We start from the raw sequence: 25,540 nt of genomic DNA, 5'->3' as shown, positions 1-25,540 counted from the left end.
ATGTCAATTGTAACTTCAAAAATCAATATCAATACAACTACCAATAATAGTATTTAATTACAAAATCTAAATTGTAAAATTTCAAATCAACAATCTAAAATCTAAAGTCTACAATCTTAAATCTGAATTGTATCTTTGCATCAAAATTTAAACAAATGTCAAAGCAAGTTCGTGTGCGTTTTGCACCAAGTCCAACAGGAGCATTACATATTGGCGGAGTTCGTACTGCCCTATTTAATTATTTATTTGCCAAAAAAAATAATGGTATTTTTTATTTAAGAGTTGAAGACACAGATCAGACTCGTTTTGTTCCCGGTGCCGAAGCTTATATTATGGAAGCATTGGAATGGTTGGGAATTTCTCCTGACGAAACTGTTGGGAAAAATGAAAAATTTGGTCCGTACAGACAAAGTGAACGTAAGGAATTATACCAAACCTATGCTGATCAACTGATCAATTCTGGTTGGGCCTATTATGCTTTTGATACTCCTGAAGCTTTAAAAAATTTAAGAAATGAACAAGAAGCTGAAGGAAAAACATTTATTTATAACCACACTATCCGTGAAAAATTAGATACATCTCTGGTAATTTCTGCTGAAGAAGTTACTAAAAGAATTGCAAATGGAGAACATTATGTGATTCGTTTTAAAACTCCGGTTGATGAAACTTTGCACTTAAAAGATATTATTCGTGGTGATGTAAAATTTGAAACTAGTTTGCTTGATGATAAAGTTTTATTTAAAAGTGACGGAATGCCAACTTACCATTTAGCGAATATTGTGGATGATCATTTGATGGAAACTTCTCATGTAATTCGTGGTGAAGAATGGTTGCCATCGATGCCACTTCACATTTTATTATACAGAGCTTTCGGCTGGGATGCTCCAGAATTTGCACATTTACCTTTGATTTTAAAACCAAATGGAAAAGGAAAACTATCTAAACGTGATGGTGAAATTGGTGGATTTCCAGTATTTCCATTAGATTGGAAAGAACTAAAAGGATTTAAAGGTGACGGATATTTACCAGATGCATTAATAAATTTTCTTTCTATGATTGGTTGGAATGATGGAACAGAAAAAGAATATTTTTCATTACAAGAGTTAGTTGAAGCTTTTGATTTAAGCAGAGTTCATAAAGCCGGAGCAAGATTTGATATTGAAAAAGCAAAATCTGTAAATCATCATTACTTATCAAATAAAAGTGATTCATTTTTAGCTGAAGTTTTTGAACCGGTTTTAGCATCAAAAGGAATTAAAATCAGTAAAGATCTTAATGAAAAAATAATGTCGTTGGTAAAAGAACGACTGGTTTTGACAACTAATATTTGGGATTTAACTGATTTCTTTTTTCAGGCTCCAACATCCTACGATGAAAAAGCCAGCAAAAACTGGAAGGAAGAAACTCCGGCTTTAATGCAGGAATTGATTTCGACTCTTGAATATATTGATGGTTTTGATTCAGCAAATATTGAAGCAATCGTAAAAGACTGGTTAACGAAAAACGAAATTGGAATGGGGAAAGTTATGCAGCCTTTCCGTTTGAGTTTGGTTGGAGCTTTAAAAGGTCCTCACCTATTTGACATTGTTGAAATCATAGGAAAAGAAGAAACTATTTCGAGAATTCAGAAAGCGATTTCAACATTATAATTTTTACCATTAAGATATTAAGATTATTAAGCCAAGCTTATGAACTTAATATCTTAATGGTGAAAAGAAAATTTAGAAATAATTCTAAATTTAATAAACGCTAAGAACATCACTAAAATGATCTTAGCGTTTTTTTATGTCTTAAAAATTTAATTAGGGAGAATTTTCGTAATTTACCAGATCAAAATCTAAAATCAATATCATCATGGGTACAGCATTTATTATCCTTCTGGTCTTCGCTTTCTTTATTTTAATGTCTTCCTTTTTTACAGTAAAACAACAATCATCTGTAGTAATCGAAAGATTTGGAAAATTTCACAGCGTAAGAAATTCAGGATTACAATTAAAAATTCCAATCGTCGACAGAGTGGCCGGACGTGTAAATTTGAAAATTCAACAGTTAGATGTTATCATCGAAACCAAAACCAAAGACAACGTTTTTATTAAAATGAAAGTTTCGGTTCAGTTTAAAGTTATTCAGGAAAAAGTATACGATGCTTTTTATAAACTGGAATATCCACACGATCAGATTACAGCTTATGTTTTTGATGTAGTTCGTGCCGAAGTTCCTAAACTAAAACTGGATGATGTTTTTGAAAGAAAAGATGATATCGCAATTGCAGTAAAAAGAGAATTGAACGAAGCAATGACGACTTACGGATATGATATTATTAATACTTTGGTAACAGATATTGATCCGGATATTCAGGTAAAAAATGCCATGAACAGAATTAATGCTGCCGACAGAGAAAAAACAGCAGCAGAATTTGAAGCTGAAAGTTCAAGAATTAGAATCGTTGCAAAAGCAAAAGCGGAAGCCGAAAGTAAACGTTTACAAGGTCAAGGTATTGCAGATCAGCGTCGTGAAATTGCGAGAGGTTTGGTAGAAAGTGTTGAAGTTTTGAACAATGTGGGAATCAATTCTCAAGAAGCTTCTGCCTTAATTGTAGTTACCCAACATTACGATACTTTGCAAGCGATTGGTGCTGATGCCAATTCGAATTTAATATTATTACCAAATTCGCCACAAGCCGGAAGTGATATGCTGAATAATATGGTTGCATCGTTTACAGCATCCAATCAGGTTGGTGAAATGATGAAGAAAAACAATAAAAAAATTGTGAAGCCAAAACCTATTGAACCCCAATCTGGTTATGAAGATGACATTCAACCGGAAGTAAAATAATTACAGTAAATAAAAAAGAGGCTTAATTGCCTCTTTTTTTATTGATAAACCAATTGATTACAAATGGTAAAATAGATTGTATTATTTTTGGATATGAATGAGAAAAGTAATCTCTGTAAGAATGCAAAAGTCCGCCAACAATATTTTGCGGTGTAATACTTTCTTTTGTTTTCTGATAACTTAAAACTAATTTCTGATAACTGATATCTTTTTCTAATTTCAGGATTTCTAAATCTCTTTCGATTTCAGCGTATGATGCGTATTTTTTTGCTTCCATATATTAGTCGTTAAAAAAGATTTCTGAAAATTTTTCTAATATAGGACCTTCTACAAATTTATCTTTTAGAAAGAAAAGTAATATTGTAAAAACAAGATAGATCCCTCCTACTGTCAAAAATCCAAGTGCATTGCTTTCAAATAAAGCTCCAAAAGCGTAAGCTGCAGCAAAAGATCCAAAAATCAAAACCATACTAAAACACAATAAGATCAAAGTAAACTTAAAAATTAAAGTCGTTGATTTCATTGCAACTTTAAAACCCCAAAGTTTATAATATGCCAGATGACTTTCCAGATAAACTTTAGTCTGATCCTGAATATTATCAACATTTTCTTTTAACTCTTCAAAAGCCATATTTGTTTATTTAAATTAAAAAAAGCACAAAAATCACTTATAAAATAAGTGATTCCTGTACTTTTTGAATTAGTATTATTTCTGAAGTTTAGCGTTCTGTACTTTTAAATCTGCTAGTTTAGATTCTAAAAACGAGATTACTTCTTCTGTTTTATGACTTACATTAGAAAGTAAATCATCAAAAGTTCCATCAAGATTTTTTGTTGCATTAGCAAATTTTTCACGAAGAACATCAGAACCTGCACCAAAAGAATCCTTTAGATTGTGCGTTGTGTCATCAAAACCTTCTTTAAGTTTAGCTCTAGTTTTTGAACCTTTATCCGGAGCTAATAAAATTCCGATTGCTGCGCCAATGGCAGCACCAGCTAAAATTGCCGCGATTGTATTTGAATTATTTGACATACTATTAAATTTAAATGATTAATAAAGATACTCAATTTTGAGATTATAAAATATTGGCTAAATATAATTTGATTAAAATTTAACAATACAATTAATACACGTAGGCAATTGCCTCATATTTTCCATCTGGTTTCTCAACAATACTCACAAAAGGATAACCGTTTGAAGCAGATTTAGTTTTGATTCTTAAAGCAGTTTGGTTTTCATTTGCAATTGGCGGTTCGCCTTTTGTCCTGGTAGAAACACCATAAAAATTAGCTGCCTGTTTTAAACCTATTGTTTTTTCCTGAGGTAAAACTTTAACTAATTTATAATCAGATTTTGAACCGACTACAATTTTATCAGATATTTTTTGAGTTTGTTTTGTTTGTTTATTCGTAATTTTTGAAACCGCGTATTTGCTAATTTTTTGTTCTTCAAAACTTCCGCTGAAAGAATAATGAATCAAATCATTTTCGTGTTTGATAAAATTAACATCCACCTCTTCCCCATTATGTTTTGTAATTTGATGTGTTTGAGAAATTGCAATATTGGCAAATAAAATAGCGAGCGTAAAAAATAAGTTTTTCATAAAATTAAATTTAAGGATTAAAAAATTTTAGTTCAACTGAAAATCAAAATTTAAGTAACCACAAACCAATTTCATGAGATTTTAAAATTATGAAATGCATCAAAAAATACTTCTCTGCGGGAGTATTATCAAAAACAAAATCACAATAAAAAATTGACCATAAAATCAATTTTCAGAATTCAGACTTAGAATAAATTCTAAAACACAAAATGGAATTTTGGAATTTTAGAAAAACTCAGATTCGATTCATAAAGTGTCCAATTAAAAATTATTTAGATTTCAATTTGACTACTCCATAAAAATATCAACTTTATAAACAATTGTATGTTAATAACCCGTTAAACTAAGAAAAATAGTGGCTATAATTAAAATAAAGCTCAAAAAACAACAATAATTCAAAAGATGAGTTAAGAGATGGAAGAAGTAAAAAATGAGCTTAAAACTAAGCTATGAAAGGTACTTTTAATTTATTAAATCTATAATTATAAGTAATTTGATAGATTTTAAAAATAATAGTTAATTACATTTAAATATTAAATATCAATAACTAAAATTGATGTTGTGTCTAAATCAAAATTTCAGAAATTAAATCAAATTTTTAGCTAAAATTATATCAGATTTTAAACACTAATCGATTTTTCAATGTTATAAACAATCCGTTGTTAATAAGCTCTAAACTGTCGTAAAATAAGAACTAAAATTAAAATAAGCCGTTCTGTTTAATTATCTTTTAAAAGATGATTAATGAGTCGAAAGAAGTAAAATAAAGTCTTAAAATTAAATTATGAAGGTCACTTTTAATTTAAAAAATCTATAAAATTAATATTTTTGATAGAATTTATAAATAATAAAAAAAGCGCTTATAAAAAGCGCTTTTCAATAGATTATATTTATTTTATTTCTTTACCATTTCTGCAAGAATTTCAATTTCTCTTTCAGAAGCATTTTTTGGAGGATTTGAAAAAGCTACCAAAATTTCATTCTCAAATTGATTTCTCAAACTTACATCTTCAATATCTCTTAAATTTAAAAGTGCTTTTGATCGTACATAAGTTGACTCACTTCTCAGAGACATTGTATATAATTTTTTAATATCGTCTTCTTCAAAATCAGAAGATTTCCAATTTGAATATTTCAAAATAAACTGAGCAAATAGTAATGATCCTTTATTATTGTTGATATTTTTCTTTAATGAATTCTGCAATAAAGAAAAACTAGAAATGTTTTTAATGCTCTCTCCTATTGCACTTTCAATCGCAATACGTTCCGGTTTAGATTCTACTTTAAAATATTTGTTGATATCCTTTAAAGAATTATTAATGCTGTTTTCTTCTTTTTTACCTTTTTCTTCCCAGGCATCTTTCAATCCAACAGTTTTGTTAAATACTAATTTTGAAGGAGTTGAATCTTTATCAACCGTAAAATAACCCAAACGTTGAAACTGAAATTTATCTTCATTTTGAGCTGTCGCCAAACTTGGTTCAACAAATCCGGTTACAATTTCTAACGAATTTGGATTTACAAAATCTAAGAAATTTTTCTCTTTATAACTGTCCGGAGCTTCATCTGTAAACAAACGATCGTACAGACGAACTTCTGCTTCAACTGCATGTTGAATTGAAACCCAATGCAAAGTTCCCGACACTTTTCTTTGACTTGCTTCTGTCCCACTTCCGCTTAAAGAATCCGTATCATAGGTTACATGAATTTCTGTAATATTGCCGCTAGCATCTTTTATAACACTTTCTCCTTTAATGATATACGCATTTTTAAGACGTACTTCTTTTCCTAAAGTCAAACGGAAATATTTTGCCGGAGCATCTTCTAAAAAGTCCTCTCTTTCAATATATAATTCACGGGAAAATGGTACTTTTCTAAAACCTGCACTTTCATCTTCCTGATTGTTTTCGGCTTCTAACCACTCTTCTTTTCCTTCCGGATAATTGGTAATGACCAATTTTACAGGATCTAAAACCGCCATTACACGAGGTGCAATTTTGTTCAAATCTTCACGAATACAGAATTCTAAAACCGAAACATTGATCAAATTATCACGTTTTGCAATACCAATTGTATTCGCAAAATTACGTAAAGATGCTGCTGTATAACCACGTCTTCTTAACCCGGAAATTGTTGACATTCTTGGATCATCCCAACCGTTAACATGCTTTTCCTTAACAAGTTGCTGTAATTTTCTTTTACTAACAACAGTATGTGAAAGGTTACGTCTTGCAAATTCTCTTTGCTTCGGACGTAGTTTATTATCTTCTAAAATCTGGTCTAAAAACCAATCGTATAATTCACGGTGAGGCAAAAATTCAAGCGTACAAAATGAATGTGAAATCTCTTCTAAATAATCGCTTTGTCCGTGTGCCCAATCGTACATTGGATAAATTTTCCAATCGTCTCCTGTTCTATGATGATGTCTGTGTAATATTCTGTACATGATAGGATCACGCATTAGCATATTCGTAGATTTCATGTCTATTTTTGCACGAAGAATATGAGTTCCAGCCTCAAATTCACCGTTTTTCATTCTTTCAAATAAATCTAAATTTTCTTCAACAGAACGATTTCTGTATGGGCTATCAGTTCCGGTTGTAGACGGGGTTCCTTTTTGAATCGCCATATCTTCAGAAGACTGACTATCAACATAGGCTTTATCTTTTTTAATTAATAAAACGGCCCAATCGTACAATTGTTGAAAATAATCTGATGCGTAACGTTCTTCTGCCCAGGTATATCCCAGCCATTCAACGTCTTTTTTAATTGCATCTACAAATTCCTGCTCTTCTTTTTCAGGGTTAGTGTCATCAAAACGTAAATTCACAGGAGATTGATAATCAATTCCTAAACCAAAATTTAATGCAATAGAACTTGCATGACCAATATGTAAATAACCATTTGGCTCCGGTGGAAAACGAAAATGAAGCTTAGTTTGTGAAAGACCTGATTTTAAATCTTCTTCTATGATTTGTTCAATAAAATTGAGTGATTTCTCTTCTGATGCCATTATTTTATAGTAATTTTAGCAAAGATAAAAAAAAGGTTTCAGGTTTCAGGTTTAAAGTTACTTAAGTGGCGTTAAACCTGAAACTTTCAACTTGAAACAATAAAAAAATGGGAGTTATAAAACTTAAAAACATCCGAACTTTTTCCTACCACGGTTGTTTAATCGAAGAAGGAAAAATTGGATCTGACTATACTGTCGATCTAAAAATTACCACTAATTTACAGAAATCAGCACAAACAGATCATCTTGCAGACACAGTTGATTATGTTCATTTGAACAAAATTGTTACCGAAGAAATGGCAATTCGTTCGCATTTATTAGAACATGTGGCAAAAAGAATCAATATTCGGGTTCTGGCAGAGATTGAAACGATACAAAAAACTACAGTTTGGGTTTCTAAGATAAATCCTCCTATTGGTGGTGATGTTGAATCAGTTACTATAAAAATGACAGAGATAAGAAGGTAATATTTTAAAATTTAATTCAGAATAAAAAGTAATTTTTCAAAATAGTTACTTTTAATCTTTTGAATTTTAAAGATTTTAGTTACTTTTGCCATCCGTTCAACTACGGCGTCGTGGCCGAGCGGCTAGGCTGGGCTCTGCAAAAGCTCCTACTCCGGTTCGAATCCGGACGATGCCTCTAAAACCTTCAAGGAAACTTGGAGGTTTTTTTTATGGTTAATTTTTTATAAAAATTAGATAAAGATTACGTTTGAATCCAGACGATACTTTTAAAAACTTCAAGGAAACTTAAGGTTTTTTTTATGTTTAATTTTAAAAAAAAATTAGATAAAGATTACGTTCGAATCCGGGTGATGCTTCTAAACTTTCAAGGAAAATTGAAGGTTTTTTTGTGTCCGATTTTTTCGCATTTTGTGTCATTTCGACGGAGGAGAAATCACATGACGGAATTCCAGTTCGTTGCTCTCTGGATGTGATTTCTCCTCCGTCGAAATGACACACTTAATGTTTGAATACAAAAAAACCTCTGAAATCCAGAGGTTTTATAATATAATTTTGAGTTATCAACTACTTCTTTTCAATTTTATCAAAAGCATTTTTAACCATTTCTTTTTCTCCTGGAAACCAACCCTGAGTTATTAGTACCAATCCAAAAATCATTAAAACAATACTAATTACTTTTTTAATTTTAAGAATATTTGTTGGTGTCAATTTAGATTTTAATTGTTTGGCTAATAATATTTTAATACAATCAACTAGTAAATAAGTAATAACAACAGATGTAAAAAAAGTTAACATTCTGGAGTTTTGCATTTCTAATTTTGGTCCTACAGAAATAATAACTGCTAACCAAAAACCTAATACTCCAATGTTGATAACGTTGAGTAAAAAGCCTTTTATAAACAAACTTCCATAGTTTCTTTTGATGATATCGCGATCAATTTCTTCATCGTCAATTTTTTCATTATTTTTTATTTTAACGAAGGAAATTATTCCGTAAGCCAGCATAATTATTCCACCAAAAATAAAAAGTGCAGGTTTATCTTTTAAACTCTGAATAAGCCTGTAACTTCCTAAATAAGCAATTCCTATAAAAAAAACATCACCTAATACTACACCAAGATCAAAGACAATTGCTGCCCTGAATCCTTTTGTAATACTGGTTTCCAGTAATATAAAAAATACTGGACCTACCATAAAACTTAAGAAAAGTCCCCATGGCAGTCCAGCTAAAATATCATTTATCATTCAAATACAATTTGATTATTTTATCTCTTCGATTTTACCTCCCAAAACCGTTTTTTGATTAATTTGTTTTGGTTTTCCGTAAATGTAAATAGAGCCACCTGCGCTAACTTTAGCATCAACAAGAGTAGAAGCATTCACATCTGCTTTTCCTCCGGCAGAAACGCTTACTTTAGTCTGAGCAGTATTTAATTTGCTTGCAAGAAGATATCCTCCCGCTCCTAAACTTGCATCCTGGTTTGAAGCTTTACCTGATAAAGTAATTTCTCCACCAGAAACAGAACTAACATTTAGTTTTTCAACATCTAAATCAATATTAATTTTACCGCCTTCTTGTGCGCTAACTTTAAAAGAAGTTGCTTTAATGGCTTCTTTACTTGAAACAATTGCTCCTTCGTTTACGTCGATAAGTTCTATATGTTTGTAATAAACCGTAATATCAAGATCATCTCCGGATAATAATTTAGGAAAAGGCATTCTTAATTTTAGTAAACCTTTCTTGTTAACAACTTCGACTTCTGATTCACGAGCTCCTTTGATAACAATTTTATTTTCAGACGCCTGAACTAGTTTTACACTTAATTTATCGAATACTTTTACGGAATCGAAATCGCCTAATTCTTTGGTTACCTGACCAAAAGATAACTGTGCAACTAATATTGCAGCTCCTATAATTAACTTTTTCATACTTTAATTTTTTAAATTTAATATTATTCTGCTCTTCTCAAAAAATGAAAATCAAGTTGTTTTTTAACTAAATCCGCATTTTTTACCTTAACGTAAATTTCATCTCCCAATTGTAATATACTGTTTGAAGTTGCTCCAACTAAAGCATATTGTTTTTCATCGAAAGTATAATAATCATCTTTTATTTCTCTGATTCTTACCATTCCTTCGCATTTGTTTGAAATAATCTCAACATAAATTCCCCATTCTGTAACACCGGAAATAACACCAAGAAATTCTTCGTCCTGATGATCCTGCATGTATTTAACCTGCATGTATTTAATACTATCACGTTCAGCATTTGTAGCTAAACTTTCCATATTCGAACAATGCAAACATTTTGTTTCGTAAACTTCTTCATCTACAGAAGCACCATTATCTAAATAATATTGTAGCAAACGATGTACCATAACGTCAGGATAACGACGAATTGGCGAAGTAAAATGACTGTAATAATCAAAAGCTAAACCGTAATGACCAATATTTTCTGTCGAATATTTGGCTTTACTCATAGTTCTAATGGCAAGAGTATCAATTAAATTTTGCTCTTTTTTACCGTTTACTTCTTCCATCAATGCATTCAAAGACTTAGAAATATCACCTTTGTTACGGAAATCTATTTTATAACCAAATTTAGCAATTACGGTTTGCATCGCAATTAATTTGTCTTCGTTTGGCTCATCGTGAATTCTGTAAACAAATGTTTTCTTCTGTTTTCCAATATATTCAGCCACTTTTCTATTGGCCAAAAGCATAAATTCTTCAATCAGATGATTCGCGTCTTTTGAAACTTTAAAATATACTCCTTCTGGTTCACCTTCAGCATCAAGATTAAATTTCACTTCGACTTTATCAAAAGAAATAGCACCATTTTGCATTCTTTTCTTTCTTAAAATCTTTGCTAATTCATCTAATTTTAAAGTAGCCTCAGTAATTTCATCGGAAACAACATAAGATTCTCCGGTAATTGAAATATCAACAGGAATTGTATTGTCTTTTGTTTCAATGATATATTGGGCTTCTTCATAAGCAAATCGCTGATCAGAATAAATTACAGTTCTTCCAAACCATTGGTTGATAACTTGTGCATTTTCTGAAACTTCAAAAATGGCAGAGAACGTATATTTCTCTTCATTCGGACGTAACGAACAGGCAAAATTAGACAACACTTCCGGAAGCATTGGCACTACTCGATCTACCAAATAAACCGAAGTTGCTCTTTGATATGCTTCATCATCTAAAATTGTTCCTTCTTCTAAATAATAAGAAACATCGGCAATATGAATTCCAATTTCATAATTTCCGTTCTCTAACTTTTTAAAAGACAATGCATCATCAAAATCTTTTGCATCTTTCGGATCTATCGTAAACGTAAGTGTATCACGCATATCACGACGTTTTGCAATTTCAGATTCCTGAATCGAAGTATCTATTTTTTGTGCATACACCTCTACTTCTACCGGAAAATCTGCCGGTAAACCGTATTCAGCTAAAATGGCATGAATCTCAGTATTGTGTTCTCCTGGTTTTCCTAAAACTTTAATTACAGATCCAAACGGACTATCGGCTCTTTTTGGCCAATCTTCTATTGTAACTAAAACAACATCTCCGTTTTCTGCTTCGCCAATTTTATCTTTTGGAATAAAAATATCAGTATACATTTTAGGGTTTGCTGTAGCTACAAAAGCAAAATTTGCCTGAATATCTATCACTCCAACAAATTCTGTTTTATTTCTTTCTACAACTTCAATTACTTCTCCTTCAGGTCTTTTACCTTTTCTTCTGTTATAAACGTAAACTTTTACTTTATCTTTATCTAACGCACGATTCAAATTATTTGTCGGGATAAAAACATCTTCACTAAAATCAGGACAAATAAAATATGCCGTTTTTCTGCTCGTCATATCAATTGTTCCTTCGTAATAATCCTGGCTTTCGGCTTTTACTAAATATTTACCAGGTTCAGACTCTATAATTTTTTTTGAAGCAGCCAGAATTTTTAAATCTTTTATAATCTGGTTTCTGCTATTTGTATCATCAAGTTCAAGCTTTGCTCCTATCTGTTTATAATTGAATGATTTATTAGGACTTTGCGATAAAATTTTTATTATTTTACTTGAGAAATCACTCTCTTTTTTTATCGGCTTTATAATTTTCTTACTCATATATCTTTTTCTTAAAAAGTTAAAATTACAAATAAGATATCAGATTATAGATTTTAACAAATAAATTATTAAAAATATAACTTTCAAAGGAAGCTATTTATTGATTTTCAGAGGTCATTTGTAATTCCCATATTTAAATTAGTGTCAGCAACAAATTTTAGTAACGCTCATTTCGTATCTTTATAAAAAGACACTTTATGGAAAGCTTTAAAACCATAGCCATATTCAATTATCTGCACGAAACCATAGTTCTCAAACACTTGCTGGAACAAGAAGACATTCCATATTATTTCGAAAACGAAATGACACTTTCTGTCGTTCCAATGTATACTTCTGCGCTCGGTGGAATCAAACTCAGAATTCATCCCAACGATTTCGAAAGAGTTCAGGAAATTCTGGACAATCTTAACAATCCTCTCAAAATCGTCTAAACTGATCTTTTTTTCAATTCTAAAAATTTTTTTTCTCTTTTCAATTTTAAAAGTTGTCAACATATATTAAATACAACAAAAAAGAAATTTTAAATTTAATTAATTTTTGATGGTTATTATAGCGTGTTAATATGTCGCATAAATTTATTTTTAAATGTATTGAAATGAAGTTTTACTTACTTATTGGGAGTTATCAACATACTTATATTTTGTTAAACGATTAGTTTTTAAGTCATTTTCAATTTTAATTAACAACGGTTAACAACCAAAAATGAATTCATTTTGTAGATAACTTCATAACTCGATTTTTGTTGAAAATGGCATTTTTGATATTGATAACTTATCTAAAAATTCATGAAAGTTTATTAGGTTTTTTCATCTGGGTTTTGGATTAGGTTTTTTTTCGACACAACCAAAAAAAACTTCTAATTTTCTATCTTTACTTATCAACAAATCATGTTAATTTAAAGTTAACTGAATATCAACGAATTAGGTTTTAGTATTAACATTCCAAAATTTTAACAATAACCTAAAACATTCTTAATTGATTTACAGATAATTACAGCTTTCATAAATTGTTAATAAGGTATAAGATTTTGATATGAAGTAAGTTATACGTAAACCATTTTTTGCCTCGAATTTCATGAATTTACACGAATTCTACTGATTTGTTAAATTGTGTTTTAAGAACTTAAAAAGAAAAAATTAGTGTAATTCACAGCTAACTTTTTTTTAAAAGATACAAACGTAAGAGATTCTTTGGCTAAATTTGCACTACACAACTTAATAGTATTTAAAATGAAAATTTCGATAGGAAACGACCACGCTGGACCAGATTACAAAAAAGCAATTGTTGCAATGCTAAAAGCAAAAGGGTATGAAGTAACTAATTACGGAACAGACTCAGAAGATTCTGTAGATTATCCTGATTTTGGACATCCGGTTGCGAATGATGTTTCTGAAGGAAAGGCTGATTTTGGAATCGTAATCTGCGGAAGCGGAAACGGAATTGCAATGACGGTTAACAAACACCCAAAAGTAAGAGCTGGTTTATGCTGGACTAAAGAAATTGCTTATTTAACCCGTTTACATAATGATGCCAATATTGTAAGCATTCCGGCGCGTTATACCTCGATTCCGCAAGCGGTAGAAATTGTTGAAACGTTTTTATCTACAGCTTTTGAAGGTGGAAGACACCAAAATAGAGTCAATAAAATTGCTTGTCAGTAAAGAGTCAAAAAAAATCGGGTGCTTCGCACCAAAAAAATAAAAGCAAGCCGGGCGGATTTTAGATTCATCCGGCTTTTTTCAAATATCTATATTTTATCAGTTAGTTTTAGATAAACCAAAACTGCCTGAATCAAAACAATTACTGAAAACTTTGCAATAAAAGACGCTTTGCTCGTTTTGTGTGTAAAGAGTAACATTGCTAATAATAAGCCAATAGAACTACCAACTGCAGCTAATGTAAAAAGTGTGTTTTCTGGAATTCTATATTTATGTTTTAGTGCTAAATATTTATCATATCCAGCTATGATGAAGGCGAGACCATTTACAATTAAAAAATACAACAATAAAATATTCATAAGCTTAAAATTAAAAACAAAGATATTATTTTAGCGGAATGATTTACAAACCTGGAGTTAAATTTTAACAAGTAAATTACACTATTTTATAAAAACGAAATTATTATATTTTAAATATGACTAATATTCAATTCATTGCCAAAACTGTTCAAACAGCCGCGATTAATATTCAAAAAACGGTACAGTTATTAGAAGAAGATTGTACAATTCCGTTTATTTCCCGTTACCGAAAAGACACAACTGGAAATCTTGATGAAGTTCAAATTGAGCAGATTGCCAAGCTTCAAAAAGAATACGAAACGATTGTAAAACGTAAAGAAGCCGTTCTTAAATCAATTGAAGAACAAAAATCGCTTACGCCGGAATTGAAACAAAAAATCGAGCAAAGTTTTGATTTACAAGAAATAGAAGATTTTTACCTTCCGTATAAAAAGAAGAAAAAAACAAAAGCCGACGTGGCGCGCGAATTTGGTTTAGAACCTTTGGCGAAAATCATCATGTCTGAAAATGATGTTGATGTCGATTTTATTTCGACTCAATATATTAATGAAAATGTCATTAACGAAGAAGCTGCCATGCAAGGCGCACGCGATATTGTTGCAGAATGGATCAACGAAAATATTTATGTTCGTAAACAGCTTCGAAGATTATTCCAAAGAAAAGCAATAATTGGTACCAAAGTCGTTAAAAAGAAAGCCGAAGAAGAAGGAGCGCAAAAATTCAGTCAGTATTTTGATTGGGAAGAGCCGTTGACAAAAGCACCATCGCACCGATTATTAGCAATGCTTCGTGCAGAAAACGAAGGATTTGTAAAAATGAAAGTGGATGTTGATATTGATGAAGCTTACGACGTTATTGATGAAATTATCATTAAAAAACAAAATAGTACTACAGCACATTTGCAATTAGCGATTGAAGATAGTTATAAAAGATTATTAAATCCGGCGATTGGAAATGAGACTCTGCAAGAAGCAAAAGCAAAAGCCGATGCCAATTCTATTCAGGTTTTTGCCAACAATTTAGGTCAGTTATTATTGGCGCCACCTTTGGGCGAAAAACGTATTTTGGCGATTGATCCAGGATTTAGAAGCGGTTGTAAAGTAGTTTGTTTAGATGAAAAAGGAGACTTATTGTACAACGAAACCATTTATCCGCACGCGCCACAAAATGAAGAAGCAATGGCGATCAAGAAAATCCGTTCGATGGTAAATGCATATCAAATTGATGCGATTTCTATTGGAAACGGAACTGCTTCAAGAGAAACCGAATTTTTCATAAAAAAAATCGCGTTCGACAAACCGCTGCAAGTTTTCATCGTTTCTGAGGCTGGAGCTTCGGTATATTCGGCTTCAAAAATTGCCAGAGAAGAATTCCCAAATTACGATGTTACCGTTCGTGGCTCGGTTTCAATCGGAAGACGACTTTCAGATCCTTTGGCCGAATTGGTAAAAATTGATCCAAAAGCAATCGGCGTAGGCCAATATCAACACGACGTTGATCAAACTAAACTAAAAGAAGAATTAGATAATACCGTAATTCGCTGCGTGAACTCGGTTGGAATTAACATTAACACGGCAAGTAAACATTTACTAAGTTATGTGAGTGGAATAGGAGAAAAGCTGGCTGAAAATATTGTTCAATACCGTTCAGAAAATGGTCCGTTTGAAGACCGAAAACAGCTAAAAAAAGTGCCTCGCCTAGGCGAGAAAGCGTATCAACAAGGCGCGGCTTTTATTCGAATTTCGAATGCAAAAAATCCGCTTGATAATTCGGCGGTACATCCGGAAGCTTATCCGGTTGTAGAGAAAATGGCGAAAGATTTAAAAATTTCGGTAAACGACTTAATTGCCAACAAAGAGAAAACAGCCCTAATTAAAGCTGAAAACTATATTACGCCTGAAATTGGTTTACTTACACTAAAAGATATCATAAAAGAGCTTGAAAAACCAGGATTAGACCCGAGAAAATCGGCCAAAGTTTTTGAATTTGATGCAAATGTAAAATCGATTAAAGATTTAAGAACGGGAATGATTTTACCAGGAATTGTAAACAACATTACCAATTTTGGCTGTTTTGTTGATATCGGAATCAAAGAAAGCGGATTAGTTCATATTTCCCAGTTAAAAGCCGGTTTTGTGAGCGATGTAAACGAAGTGGTAAAATTACACCAGCACGTTGATGTTAAAGTTACTGAGGTTGATGAGGACAGAAAAAGAATTCAGTTGACGATGGTACTTTAAAAATCTAAATTTCAAAAATAAAAAAAATCCCAAATTACAATTATAGTTTGGGATTTTTTATTTCTTATAAATTACTTTAAGATAACTTTCTTGGTTATACTTTTATTGTCATTTGTAATTTTTATCAAATACAAACCAGACGAATGATTGGCTAAATTTAGTTCAGTCGTTTCAGTCGTTGTTTTTTGTTCAGAAATTATTTTTCCTTGCGGAGAGATAACTGAAATCACAGATTCTTCGGGAGCAAAAACAGTAAACTTATCTGCACTCGGATTTGGATATAAAGTAACAGTAGATTTTTCAAGTTCAAAATCACCAGTTGATAAAGTAGCATTTACAGGCAAATAAAAATTTCCTGTTAATAACAGGGAATATAATGTTTTTAATGTTTGATTAAAATAACTGGTAGCATCGTTTAACTGATTTAAGTCCGCATACGAATCATTTAAATGGGCTTGATTTTCTCCCGCCATGGCTGCACACGCAAACGCTCCAACAAAAGTAGAATTGTGCCATTGCCCGATTAAAGAACCGTCCTGATTGTAACCATCTTTAATATTTGAAGTCCCGTTGAGGTTTACCCTCACAAAATCTGATGATTTTTTAGAATAGATTTTCGCGTCAGCATTTCCGTACCATAAATAATCTACAGCAATGCGCCACGGAGTTCTCGCGGCATCATAGTTATAGGTTTTTCCGCCATTTTTGTATCCTCCGGCAGCAGATGAATAAGCACCCGTGCCTGTACACCAGTCAGAAACTAAACCGCCAACAGCGTTATTTTGAGTTAAATTATTGTTGATAATAGTGTACGATTTTGCTGCAACCGAATTCCAAAAAGAGGCATCATTTGTAAAAGTTCCAAAAGCTCTGTAGTAAGCCGGAGAAAAATAAGAAGGATTGGTGATTGTGCTTCCGCCAAATTGATCGCCTGGTTTTAAAACAAAAGTATTCGCTTCAACTTCATGAGTTTTAATTGTGGTAATTAATGCTTTTGCTTCATTTTTATAATTAATGGCATCAGAACTTCCCCATTGATAATCGGCTACGATAAGAGCGAAAGCAGCATCAAGTTCCGCATCTGTTGCACCATTTGGGCCAATAGTTCCGGAACAACCATTTATTTGCCAGTTCATTACTTTGTTGCTATTCATATTGTCTTTATAATACAACCAAAGACCATCAAAAAGAAGCCTGTCTGCCATATATGCGGAAAGAAGCATTCCGTAGCCAATTCCTTCAGAAACAGTTTGAGAAGAATTGTCAAATTTTACTCTGTAACGTTGATTAGAACAAGCTTCTACAAAATTGGTTTTCCAGGTATTATAATTGTTTTGGGCATCAATATTATTTTTATTGGTTGCCATGATTCCATTTGTGTACACCTTATTGGCGGGAAATGGCTGGGTTTGTGCATAACTTTTGAGACACAAAAACGCAATACTAACGAAAAGTAGGTTTTTCATAATTATTATTTATTTGATTTAGGGACTCTAAAAGTAAGAATTTTTAGATATAAAAAAAACCCAAACTACAATTCACAAAAATTGTAGCTTGGGTTTTATTAATAAGTTGAAGTATATTATTTAATTTCTTCCTCTTCTTTTTTTACAGCAGGCGCAGTATGATCGTCTTTAGCAGCGTTTTTAAATTCCTTAATTCCGCTTCCTAAACCTTTCATTAATTCCGGAATTTTTTTACCTCCAAAAAGTAATAACACAATACCTACTATTACGAGGATTTCTGTAAGACCTAATCTTCCCATGATTGTATATTTAATGCCGAAGCAAATTAATTTCTAATTGTACCCACAAAGGTATATAGAATATACGAACAACAAGAGTATTTGGATTAAAATAAAGCGTTAAATATTTTATAAAATCATTAAATAAGTGTATTCCCTCATTTTTCTCGGGCATCAGCAAGACGATTTTATTATATTTGCGAGTATAATAACCAAAATGGCCAGGAAAAAACGTAATTTAAGAAAGAAATTATTCATCAAAAACCGCTTGGTAATTTTGAATGTGGATACGTTTGAAGAGATTTTCTCATTCAAACTTACCTTAATGAATGTCTTTGTGGTTTTTTCTTTAGGCGGCATATTCTTAATCGCAGTGACTACCTTTATCATTGCCTTCACACCATTAAGAGAATTTATTCCCGGATATTCTTCAACACAATTAAAAAAGAATGCAACAGAATTAGCAATAAAATCAGATTCCTTAGCTGTAGCGTTACAAAAAAATGAAGCTTATATAAAAGGTATTCAAAAAGTTTTAAATGGGCAGTTAGAATATGCAAAATTCAATAAAGATTCTATTTTATCCGAGACAGAAGAAACACCAGATCTTAATATGAAAACTTCTGAAGAAGAAATTAAATTAAGAGAAGAAGTTGCGAAGATAGAGAAGGAGTCAGGCGAGAATAAAGAAAAGAAGAAAACAAAAAGTGCCAAAAAATAACGTATAAAAATGTCAATTAAATCAGCAGCAGCAAAGATATTTGCCCGCAAAATATACAAACAAACACAAGAATGGGCCAATAAACCTGTTGAAACTCAATTGGCAGTTTTTAAAAGTTTAATCAATTCTGCAAAAAAAACAGAATTTGGAGTTGCTCATCAATTTGATAAAATAAAAACGGTTGAAGATTTTCAAAAAAATGTTCCAATTCGGGATTATGAAGATCTAAAAACATACATTGAAAAAGTTAAGTTAGGCGAAGAAAATATTCTCTGGAAAGGAAAACCACTTTATTTTGCAAAAACCTCTGGAACAACTTCGGGAGCAAAATATATTCCGTTGACCAAAGAATCTATGCCCACGCATATTAAAGCATCCCGAAACGCCATCTTACATTATATTCACGAAACCGGAAATGCTGATTTTGTAGATGGAAAAATGATTTTCCTGCAGGGAAGTCCAATTTTGACTGAAAAACACGGAATTAAATTTGGAAGACTTTCAGGAATTGCAGCGCATTTTGTTCCAAAATATTTACAAAAAAACCGAATGCCGTCTTGGGAAACCAATTGTATCGAAGACTGGGAAACTAAAGTAAATGCCATAGTTGGTGAAACAATCGATCAGGACATGAGCGTTATTTCCGGAATTCCATCGTGGGTTCAGATGTATTTTGAAAAATTACAGGAAAAAAGCGGCGGAAAAAAGATAAAGGAAATATTTAAAAACTTTAATCTCTTTATTTACGGAGGAGTAAATTATGAACCTTATCGTGCCAAGTTCGAAAACATGATTGGCAAAAAGGTAGATAGCATAGAGTTGTTCCCGGCTTCTGAAGGTTTTTTTGCATATCAGTCCCGAAATTTCGGGATCAAAAATGAAGAAGGAATGTTGTTGTTATTGAATTCAGGAATATTCTATGAGTTCATTAAAACAGATGAATTTTTTACAGAAAATCCAAAAAGATATACGATTGGCGAAGTAGAAATAGGCGTAAATTATGCTTTGATCGTTTCTACAAATGCCGGACTTTGGGGCTATAATATCGGTGATACCGTTCAGTTTACATCATTGTTTCCACATCGCGTTATTGTTTCGGGCCGAATTAAGCATTTTATTTCTGCTTTTGGAGAACACGTTATTGCTACCGAAGTAGAAACAGCAATGAAAGAAGCAACACAAGAAACCAATATCGTAATTAACGAATTTACTGTTGCACCACAAATAAATCCGTCAAGCGGATTACCGTTTCATGAATGGTTTATTGAATTTGAAAATGAACCAGAAAATATGGAAAATTTTGCAGAAGCAATTGATAATGCAATGCGAAAGAAAAACATTTATTATGACGATTTGATTACCGGAAATGTGTTAAGGAAAGTGGTCATAACCAAAGTTTCTAAAAACGGATTTCAGGATTATATGAAATCACAAGGAAAATTAGGCGGACAAAATAAAATACCGAGATTATCGAACAATAGAGATATTGCAGATAATTTGAAATAAGTAAACATTTAATTTTGAAGATTATAAATAATAAAATCATTTTCGTTTAATCGAAAATTCAAATCATCTTCTTTTTTAAGAAGATTTTTAAAATAAAAAGCATGAAAGAAACCAAACATATATCAAGATCAAGAGCGCAGGAATCATCTGCAGCAATCGAAAAAATGTACATTACAATGCGCCACTTATTCAACCGTGGTTTTTATAAACCAATGGGAGTTTCGGGCGATAGTTTACGCGAATCATTATTAGCATTACGTCCTGAAATTTACGGAAATATTGGCGAAGAAAAAGTAGAGTTAAACGGACTTTTATACGTTATAGAGCGTCTTCCAATAGGAATTGAACAATGTAGATTTATCAATTTAACTTCAGACGAAGGATATTCTAAATCGCATTTTCAGGCAATTGTTCCTCCAAAAAGAAGAAGAAATTGTTACCGAATTGACGAAGAACAAATGAATGTTGAAATCACGCGCGGGCGTTCAGACATTTATGATATTTTGACGCATTTGACTTTTATCTTCATCGAATCTCACAAAATAAAAAACCGAGTTTTATTAGATGATGGCGGCGAGGTTTCGCGCGATTGGATGAAATTGGAACAAGCTGTAACGCAAACCAAAAAATTATCTTTAATAGAAAAAGAAAAAGCAATCTCGCATGTTGCCAATATTTTAGCAAGAACATTTGAGGAAGTTTTAGATATCTATGACGCTTTCGGATCTGAAAATGCTCCGGACCGTTTTCTGCATGTAATTTACTGGTTAGGAAAACTAGCGATTGAAGAATTAATTGATAATAATAAACGTACCATAACTTTTAGCCCCGTTTTAAGAGAACGTCTGGGACACCATATTCACGGTGAAATTTGGGCAACCAACATCAAGGAAGTTTTAAAAGCGAATAATCTTTTAAAACGTCCAATTCACGTAATAAGTGCCAATATGCACAGTGTAATGAATTCTATTTTTGCAACGCCGTTGTTGAAAACAAAATTTAAAGACAAATCAGATTTCTTTATTTATGAAGAATTAAGTAAGTCCGGTGCGAAAGAAATTAGAAGTCATGTTGAAGATTTAGCTTTAAAAAACGGAATGATTTCATTACCGGACACATCCGGAACTAATATCGATGTGCAAATTTTTGATACTGCTCAAATCGATTGGAAAAAAACCGCTTTCGCGAATGTAGAACCAAGTGATGAAAAACCAGTTATCATTGTAATGGATTATGCGTTTGGAGAACAGGCTTATGAAACCATAGACGAACTTTTGAAACCCTATAAAAAAGACACGTTATTGAATGTTAAATCGGTTTCGATAATGGGAAAAGCCGGAATTTTGGAAGGTGGAAAAGGCGACATCATGATTCCGACAGCACATATAAATGAAGGAACGGCTGATAATTATTTCTTTGAAAATGAATTAACAGGCGCCATGTTTGAAGGAAATGACATTGCAGTTTTTGAAGGCGCGATGGTTACCGTTTTAGGAACATCATTACAAAACAGAGATTTATTGAAGTTCTTTCACGAATCAACCTGGGGTGTAATTGGTCTTGAAATGGAAGGTTCGTATTACCAAAAAGCAATTCAATCGGCCTCAAAAATTAGAAAAAGTGTACCGCACGATATCAAAGTTCGTTATGCTTATTATGCTTCAGATAATCCGTTAGAAACCGGAAGTACATTGGCCTCAGGCGGACTTGGAACTACGGGTGTAAAACCAACCTATTTGATTACTATTAAAATTTTGGAACAAATTTTCAACGTAAAATAAAACATAAATGAGTACAAAAGTACCCCAGAATAGTACAGATCAGGAAATTGATATTTTTCAACTTTCAAAAAGCATTGGTAATTTTTTCGATCGTATTAATAGTTCCGTTTTTCGATCAATTCAGTTTTTTGTTAAAAGTTGGATTGTTGTTTTAATTTTACTTGTACTCGGATTCGGGTTAGGATGGTATTTAGACAGCAATAAAAAATCATTTCAAAATCAGGTTATTGTCACACCAAATTTTGGAAGCGTTGATTATTTGTATTCTAAAATTGATTTAATACAAGCAAAAATTGCTTCTGGAGATACTATTTTCTTAAAAAATGTAGTTGGGATTTCACATCCAAAAGCAATTAAAAAAATCGAAATCAAACCAGTTGCAGACGTTTATAAATTTATCGAAGACAAAGAGCAAAACTTCGAACTTATAAAATTAATGGCTGAGGTTGGCGAAGTAAAAAAAGTTTTAGAAGATAACGTAACAAGTAAAAACTACACTTTTCATACTATTTCTTTTGTTTCGAACAAATTAACGAATGAAAAAGATGTAGTTGAACCATTATTGAAATATCTGAATAGTTCAGAATATTTTAATAAAATTCAAAAAATAGGTTACAAAAATATGGAGCAACAAATTGCTCAGAATGATACAATAATTGCTCAGATCGATAATGTTTTAAGCGGATTTTCAAAAAATGTAAAAAATGGACCAAAAAATGACAAACTGGTTTATTACAATGAGAATACACAACTCAACGATATCATTAAAACGAAACAATATTTAATTACTGACCAGGGAAAGAACAGATTGAAATTAGTGAGTTTTGATAAAACAATTAAAGAAATTAATGCAACATTAAACATAAATGACAACAAAATTACAAATGGAAATTTTAAATTTTTGTTTCCAATTTTGTTCGTTTTTATTTTTGTCCTAATTAGTTTATTTTCTAAGTTTTATAAAAAACAACATACACTTCATTATTCAAAAACAATTTAAAAGAGATTTCCTTAATAAAAAACCAATTGAAAACCAATAACATATTTGAAAAATTATCTCAAAATCCATTTTTAAAACAAAGCTTTACCACTTTGCTTTTGAGGATTTTTGGAGTTCTGTTGTTGTTTGGTTTTACTCTTTTTCTAACGAAATCATACAGCCCTAAATTAGTTGGACAATATGATTTTGCAAGATCATTTTTATTAGCAATAGGCAGTATTTGCCTGCTGGGTTTTGATCAGTCAATTTTATATTTCAAAGGCAAATTAGCAAGTAAAAATGCCCTCGAAGAGTTAAAAATAATTTACACAAAAATGGTTGCAATGCTATTTGTAACCTCAATTATAGCATTGTTGATCATAGCTATAATTAGTAGAGATATAATCAATAATTATTTTTCAGATCAGGAGGTATATTCGATTTTACTAAAAGGGGCAGCAGCCTTGTTTTTCTACGGAATAGCAACACTAAACACAGAAATTTTCAGGGCTCTGGATAAATTATATGTAGCAGAATTATTTAGGAATGTAATAAAATATATTCCTTTAATTATAGGTTCAGTAGTCTTGTTTTATTTTCACGAAGAAACGTATCTGGTTGATGTTTTTTTAGGCGGATTTGTTCTGCTTTCGATCATTACTACTGTTTATGTTTTCATTTATTTCCGAAAATTAACCGTCATAAAATCAGCCGAAAACTTTTCATATAAAGAAGTGTTTTTAAAATCATATCCAATCGCGATTAGTGGGATGGCGATGTTTTTATTAATGAGTTTTGATATTATGTTTTTAAAAAAATATCGAAATGATGAAACGGTAGCATTTTACTCTGTTGGAGTAAAAATCATGACAATAGTTTCGGTTATAATTTTAACCATAAACATTACGTTTTCGGCAAAAATTGCAGAATACTTTTCAAGCCATAACAAAGTAGAATTAATTAAGATTTTACGAAATAGTTCCCGCTTAATTTTTGGAATAACATTTCCTGTAATAGTTATAATCAGTATATTTTCTGAATATGTTTTGTCTTTTTTTGGACATCAATATGTTGCGGCTAAAGAAGCTTTTTTAATTTTAATTATCGGGCAGGGAATTTGTTCAGCATTTGGCTCGGCGCCAGTGTATCTAAATATGACCGGAAGACAGCATGTTTTTCAAATCATTTTGATTGTCACTGTAATTCTGAATTTTACTTTAAACCGATTTTTAATCCCTGAATATGGAATGATAGGGGCAGCAATTGCATTTGTTTCGAGTTCTTTTTTTTGGAATATAGTTTCAGCGATTATTATTTATAAGAAAGATAGAATTAAAATTTTTTTACATTAAAAGTCAAATAATGCAAAATACAATTAAAAAAAGCACGGCTACATTTTTACTTCTTTCGCTAGTCAATTTGATTGTAGCGTTTGCTGCTTTTTTTATTTTGCCTCCTAAATTTTTTTATGACGCAGCAATTATTGCGTATGATAAAGGAAACGAAATTGGATTTCATGGCAGTTATCCCATCACGATTTTACTTTACAAAATATCCGGTTTACGTTATTTACCCTGGCCCGTAATTGCCTTAATACAATTTCCTATTTTGATGTATATTTTATATAAAATAGGCATTCCGGATAACTTTGAAAAACTTAATGTCAAAAACATTTTGGTTTACATGGGAATCTTAATGATTGCTATTTTTATGTCGATGCCATCCAAAGAATTTATTACTTTTTTATATGTAAGTCCAATTGTTTTTATGTGTAAAAGCCATGAAATTTCATTAAAAAAAACAATTACCTACACGATTTTATTATTGTTGTTTTTTGGAGCGCTTTATCGTCCTTATATTGCTTTAATTCCTGTTATAGGTGGAGGAATGTATTTAGTTAGTTTGATAAGTTTTAAAAACAAAACGGTAACCACAATTTTTTATGGTTTATTGATTGCGTTTTTTCTATCATTCAGCCATGGTGTCATAAAAGGAAAATATCTTTCTGAGATTAGTCGGGAACTCGTAAACAATGATCGAATAGGTTCTGCAGATGCAAATTCTATGATTACTTCTCCAGTAAAAACAGATACTTGGTATGGAGAAATGGTTAGTGTTTTTTACGGATTTTTTACAGTTAATGTTCCTTTAAATGGTTTAAAACATATCTTTTCTCCTCAAATTATAATTTTTATAATCTGGCAGCTTTTATTGTTTTACATTTTATTGGTTCGGTTTTCAAAATGTTTGAAAGAAAGAAAAAAGTATCCAAAGGAACTTTTAGTACTATTAATTATTTTTTCTTTTTTTATTGTTCAAGGGGTTTTTGAGCCTGATTTAGGTACAGCTGTACGCCATAAAATTGGCATTTTTCCATTAATTTATTTTGCTTTGTATTATGAATATTTCCGAAAACAGATTCAATAAAATATTCCACGGGTTTTTATGTTTAATCGCCATTATGATGATTTTCAGAAAACCATGTTCGCTGCTTATAATT

The 25,540-nt window shown here is 31.5% G+C and carries 23 protein-coding genes and 1 tRNA gene; 13 read left to right on the top strand and 11 right to left on the bottom strand.

The genetic code is table 11. The annotated features are described in order from the left end of the window. Nucleotides 1-155: 155 nt before the first annotated feature. Complete coding sequence (gene gltX, locus EV143_RS01635; RefSeq protein ID WP_133506246.1) at nucleotides 156-1,649, top strand: glutamate--tRNA ligase; 1,494 nt, start codon at nucleotides 156-158, stop codon at nucleotides 1,647-1,649. Between the two features lie 205 nt (nucleotides 1,650-1,854). After that, complete coding sequence (locus EV143_RS01630; protein WP_133506245.1) at nucleotides 1,855-2,835, top strand: SPFH domain-containing protein; 981 nt, start codon at nucleotides 1,855-1,857, stop codon at nucleotides 2,833-2,835. 22 nt (nucleotides 2,836-2,857) lie between these two features. Here the strand turns inward: EV143_RS01630 and EV143_RS01625 are convergent, their stop codons facing one another. From EV143_RS01625 to EV143_RS01605, 5 genes are all read right to left on the bottom strand, one after another. Next, nucleotides 2,858-3,112 carry a DUF6327 family protein gene (locus EV143_RS01625; protein ID WP_133506244.1) on the bottom strand — a complete coding sequence of 85 codons (255 nt, stop codon included), beginning with the start codon at nucleotides 3,110-3,112 and terminating at the stop codon, nucleotides 2,858-2,860. Nucleotides 3,113-3,115: 3 nt separating this feature from the next. Then, entirely contained in the window at nucleotides 3,116-3,466 is a 351-nt protein-coding gene (locus tag EV143_RS01620; protein ID WP_133506243.1) for a competence protein, read from the bottom strand. Nucleotides 3,467-3,541: 75 nt separating this feature from the next. Beyond that, on the bottom strand, nucleotides 3,542-3,868 hold the full coding sequence (locus tag EV143_RS01615) for a YtxH domain-containing protein (protein WP_133506242.1): 327 nt from the start codon (nucleotides 3,866-3,868) through the stop codon (nucleotides 3,542-3,544). A gap of 91 nt (nucleotides 3,869-3,959) precedes the next feature. Continuing rightward, on the bottom strand, nucleotides 3,960-4,439 hold the full coding sequence (locus EV143_RS01610) for a hypothetical protein (protein WP_133506241.1): 480 nt from the start codon (nucleotides 4,437-4,439) through the stop codon (nucleotides 3,960-3,962). Between the two features lie 895 nt (nucleotides 4,440-5,334). Then, entirely contained in the window at nucleotides 5,335-7,452 is a 2,118-nt protein-coding gene (locus EV143_RS01605; RefSeq protein WP_133506240.1) for a glutamine--tRNA ligase/YqeY domain fusion protein, read from the bottom strand. 107 nt (nucleotides 7,453-7,559) lie between these two features. Between EV143_RS01605 and folB the strand changes: the two genes are divergently transcribed. Further along, nucleotides 7,560-7,919 carry a dihydroneopterin aldolase gene (gene folB / locus EV143_RS01600; RefSeq protein WP_133506239.1) on the top strand — a complete coding sequence of 120 codons (360 nt, stop codon included), beginning with the start codon at nucleotides 7,560-7,562 and terminating at the stop codon, nucleotides 7,917-7,919. 104 nt (nucleotides 7,920-8,023) lie between these two features. Beyond that, nucleotides 8,024-8,094, top strand: a tRNA-Cys gene (locus EV143_RS21395). A gap of 389 nt (nucleotides 8,095-8,483) precedes the next feature. On the opposite strand, the gene EV143_RS01595 is transcribed toward EV143_RS21395, so the two are convergent. Genes EV143_RS01595 through rnr form a run of 3 tightly spaced genes read right to left on the bottom strand, consistent with a single transcriptional unit; the run spans nucleotide 8,484 to nucleotide 12,052 of the window. Then, nucleotides 8,484-9,164 (bottom strand): LysE family translocator, encoded by a 681-nt coding sequence (locus EV143_RS01595; protein WP_133506238.1) that lies wholly within the window; start codon nucleotides 9,162-9,164, stop codon nucleotides 8,484-8,486. Between the two features lie 15 nt (nucleotides 9,165-9,179). Beyond that, nucleotides 9,180-9,848 (bottom strand): head GIN domain-containing protein, encoded by a 669-nt coding sequence (locus tag EV143_RS01590; RefSeq protein ID WP_133506237.1) that lies wholly within the window; start codon nucleotides 9,846-9,848, stop codon nucleotides 9,180-9,182. Nucleotides 9,849-9,871: 23 nt separating this feature from the next. Further along, on the bottom strand, nucleotides 9,872-12,052 hold the full coding sequence (rnr, locus tag EV143_RS01585) for a ribonuclease R (protein ID WP_133506236.1): 2,181 nt from the start codon (nucleotides 12,050-12,052) through the stop codon (nucleotides 9,872-9,874). 197 nt (nucleotides 12,053-12,249) lie between these two features. On the opposite strand from rnr, the gene EV143_RS01580 reads away from it, so the two are divergent. Together EV143_RS01580 and rpiB are read left to right on the top strand one after the other, a co-directional pair. Next, the gene (locus tag EV143_RS01580; protein WP_133506235.1) at nucleotides 12,250-12,483 is read left to right on the top strand and encodes a DUF2007 domain-containing protein; all 234 of its coding nucleotides are present in this window, start codon (nucleotides 12,250-12,252) and stop codon (nucleotides 12,481-12,483) included. Nucleotides 12,484-13,281: 798 nt separating this feature from the next. Beyond that, nucleotides 13,282-13,713, top strand: a complete 432-nt coding sequence (gene rpiB / locus EV143_RS01575) for a ribose 5-phosphate isomerase B (RefSeq protein WP_133506234.1) — start codon at nucleotides 13,282-13,284, stop codon at nucleotides 13,711-13,713. Between the two features lie 86 nt (nucleotides 13,714-13,799). Here rpiB and EV143_RS01570 read toward each other — a convergent pair whose 3' ends face one another. After that, nucleotides 13,800-14,069, bottom strand: a complete 270-nt coding sequence (locus tag EV143_RS01570; protein ID WP_133506233.1) for a DUF1294 domain-containing protein — start codon at nucleotides 14,067-14,069, stop codon at nucleotides 13,800-13,802. Between the two features lie 116 nt (nucleotides 14,070-14,185). On the opposite strand from EV143_RS01570, the gene EV143_RS01565 reads away from it, so the two are divergent. Next, nucleotides 14,186-16,309, top strand: a complete 2,124-nt coding sequence (locus tag EV143_RS01565; protein ID WP_133506232.1) for a Tex family protein — start codon at nucleotides 14,186-14,188, stop codon at nucleotides 16,307-16,309. 71 nt (nucleotides 16,310-16,380) lie between these two features. On the opposite strand, the gene EV143_RS01560 is transcribed toward EV143_RS01565, so the two are convergent. Together EV143_RS01560 and EV143_RS01555 are read right to left on the bottom strand one after the other, a co-directional pair. Next, a complete protein-coding gene (locus EV143_RS01560) occupies nucleotides 16,381-17,775 on the bottom strand; it encodes a glycosyl hydrolase family 8 (RefSeq protein ID WP_133506231.1) in 1,395 nt (464 codons plus the stop codon). A gap of 116 nt (nucleotides 17,776-17,891) precedes the next feature. Next, complete coding sequence (locus EV143_RS01555; RefSeq protein WP_059115465.1) at nucleotides 17,892-18,074, bottom strand: Sec-independent protein translocase subunit TatA/TatB; 183 nt, start codon at nucleotides 18,072-18,074, stop codon at nucleotides 17,892-17,894. Between the two features lie 196 nt (nucleotides 18,075-18,270). On the opposite strand from EV143_RS01555, the gene EV143_RS01550 reads away from it, so the two are divergent. From EV143_RS01550 to EV143_RS01525, 6 genes are all read left to right on the top strand, one after another. Then, nucleotides 18,271-18,774: a peptidase gene (locus tag EV143_RS01550; protein WP_133506230.1), complete on the top strand. Its 504-nt coding sequence runs from the start codon at nucleotides 18,271-18,273 to the stop codon at nucleotides 18,772-18,774. A gap of 9 nt (nucleotides 18,775-18,783) precedes the next feature. Then, nucleotides 18,784-20,280 (top strand): GH3 auxin-responsive promoter family protein, encoded by a 1,497-nt coding sequence (locus tag EV143_RS01545; RefSeq protein WP_133506229.1) that lies wholly within the window; start codon nucleotides 18,784-18,786, stop codon nucleotides 20,278-20,280. A gap of 101 nt (nucleotides 20,281-20,381) precedes the next feature. After that, entirely contained in the window at nucleotides 20,382-22,061 is a 1,680-nt protein-coding gene (locus tag EV143_RS01540) for a DUF6909 family protein (protein ID WP_133506228.1), read from the top strand. Nucleotides 22,062-22,068: 7 nt separating this feature from the next. Next, the gene (locus EV143_RS01535; RefSeq protein ID WP_133506227.1) at nucleotides 22,069-23,061 is read left to right on the top strand and encodes a hypothetical protein; all 993 of its coding nucleotides are present in this window, start codon (nucleotides 22,069-22,071) and stop codon (nucleotides 23,059-23,061) included. 26 nt (nucleotides 23,062-23,087) lie between these two features. Continuing rightward, on the top strand, nucleotides 23,088-24,392 hold the full coding sequence (locus EV143_RS01530; RefSeq protein ID WP_133506226.1) for an MATE family efflux transporter: 1,305 nt from the start codon (nucleotides 23,088-23,090) through the stop codon (nucleotides 24,390-24,392). Between the two features lie 10 nt (nucleotides 24,393-24,402). Continuing rightward, a complete protein-coding gene (locus tag EV143_RS01525) occupies nucleotides 24,403-25,467 on the top strand; it encodes a hypothetical protein (RefSeq protein ID WP_133506225.1) in 1,065 nt (354 codons plus the stop codon). Nucleotides 25,468-25,540 lie beyond the last annotated feature (73 nt).

This window comes from Flavobacterium chryseum (genome assembly GCF_004362015.1).
GTDB lineage: Bacteria > Bacteroidota > Bacteroidia > Flavobacteriales > Flavobacteriaceae > Flavobacterium.
Note: the sequence above shows the minus strand (reverse complement) of the source record. Positions and strands in the feature narration are given on the sequence as shown.

What these genes read in the sequence shown, in the direction of transcription:
- EV143_RS01590 (WP_133506237.1), bottom strand. Translation starts at nt 9,848, where the DNA reads ATGAAAAAGTTAATTATAGGAGCTGCAATATTAGTTGCACAGTTATCT.
- EV143_RS01605 (WP_133506240.1), bottom strand. Translation starts at nt 7,452, where the DNA reads ATGGCATCAGAAGAGAAATCACTCAATTTTATTGAACAAATCATAGAA.
- EV143_RS01630 (WP_133506245.1), top strand. Translation starts at nt 1,855, where the DNA reads ATGGGTACAGCATTTATTATCCTTCTGGTCTTCGCTTTCTTTATTTTA.
- folB (WP_133506239.1), top strand. Translation starts at nt 7,560, where the DNA reads ATGGGAGTTATAAAACTTAAAAACATCCGAACTTTTTCCTACCACGGT.
- EV143_RS01560 (WP_133506231.1), bottom strand. Translation starts at nt 17,775, where the DNA reads ATGAAAAACCTACTTTTCGTTAGTATTGCGTTTTTGTGTCTCAAAAGT.
- EV143_RS01625 (WP_133506244.1), bottom strand. Translation starts at nt 3,112, where the DNA reads ATGGAAGCAAAAAAATACGCATCATACGCTGAAATCGAAAGAGATTTA.
- rnr (WP_133506236.1), bottom strand. Translation starts at nt 12,052, where the DNA reads ATGAGTAAGAAAATTATAAAGCCGATAAAAAAAGAGAGTGATTTCTCA.
- EV143_RS01595 (WP_133506238.1), bottom strand. Translation starts at nt 9,164, where the DNA reads ATGATAAATGATATTTTAGCTGGACTGCCATGGGGACTTTTCTTAAGT.
- EV143_RS01610 (WP_133506241.1), bottom strand. Translation starts at nt 4,439, where the DNA reads ATGAAAAACTTATTTTTTACGCTCGCTATTTTATTTGCCAATATTGCA.
- rpiB (WP_133506234.1), top strand. Translation starts at nt 13,282, where the DNA reads ATGAAAATTTCGATAGGAAACGACCACGCTGGACCAGATTACAAAAAA.
- EV143_RS01545 (WP_133506229.1), top strand. Translation starts at nt 18,784, where the DNA reads ATGTCAATTAAATCAGCAGCAGCAAAGATATTTGCCCGCAAAATATAC.
- EV143_RS01535 (WP_133506227.1), top strand. Translation starts at nt 22,069, where the DNA reads ATGAGTACAAAAGTACCCCAGAATAGTACAGATCAGGAAATTGATATT.
- EV143_RS01540 (WP_133506228.1), top strand. Translation starts at nt 20,382, where the DNA reads ATGAAAGAAACCAAACATATATCAAGATCAAGAGCGCAGGAATCATCT.
- EV143_RS01565 (WP_133506232.1), top strand. Translation starts at nt 14,186, where the DNA reads ATGACTAATATTCAATTCATTGCCAAAACTGTTCAAACAGCCGCGATT.
- EV143_RS01525 (WP_133506225.1), top strand. Translation starts at nt 24,403, where the DNA reads ATGCAAAATACAATTAAAAAAAGCACGGCTACATTTTTACTTCTTTCG.
- EV143_RS01550 (WP_133506230.1), top strand. Translation starts at nt 18,271, where the DNA reads ATGGCCAGGAAAAAACGTAATTTAAGAAAGAAATTATTCATCAAAAAC.
- EV143_RS01570 (WP_133506233.1), bottom strand. Translation starts at nt 14,069, where the DNA reads ATGAATATTTTATTGTTGTATTTTTTAATTGTAAATGGTCTCGCCTTC.
- EV143_RS01620 (WP_133506243.1), bottom strand. Translation starts at nt 3,466, where the DNA reads ATGGCTTTTGAAGAGTTAAAAGAAAATGTTGATAATATTCAGGATCAG.
- EV143_RS01555 (WP_059115465.1), bottom strand. Translation starts at nt 18,074, where the DNA reads ATGGGAAGATTAGGTCTTACAGAAATCCTCGTAATAGTAGGTATTGTG.
- EV143_RS01615 (WP_133506242.1), bottom strand. Translation starts at nt 3,868, where the DNA reads ATGTCAAATAATTCAAATACAATCGCGGCAATTTTAGCTGGTGCTGCC.
- gltX (WP_133506246.1), top strand. Translation starts at nt 156, where the DNA reads ATGTCAAAGCAAGTTCGTGTGCGTTTTGCACCAAGTCCAACAGGAGCA.
- EV143_RS01580 (WP_133506235.1), top strand. Translation starts at nt 12,250, where the DNA reads ATGGAAAGCTTTAAAACCATAGCCATATTCAATTATCTGCACGAAACC.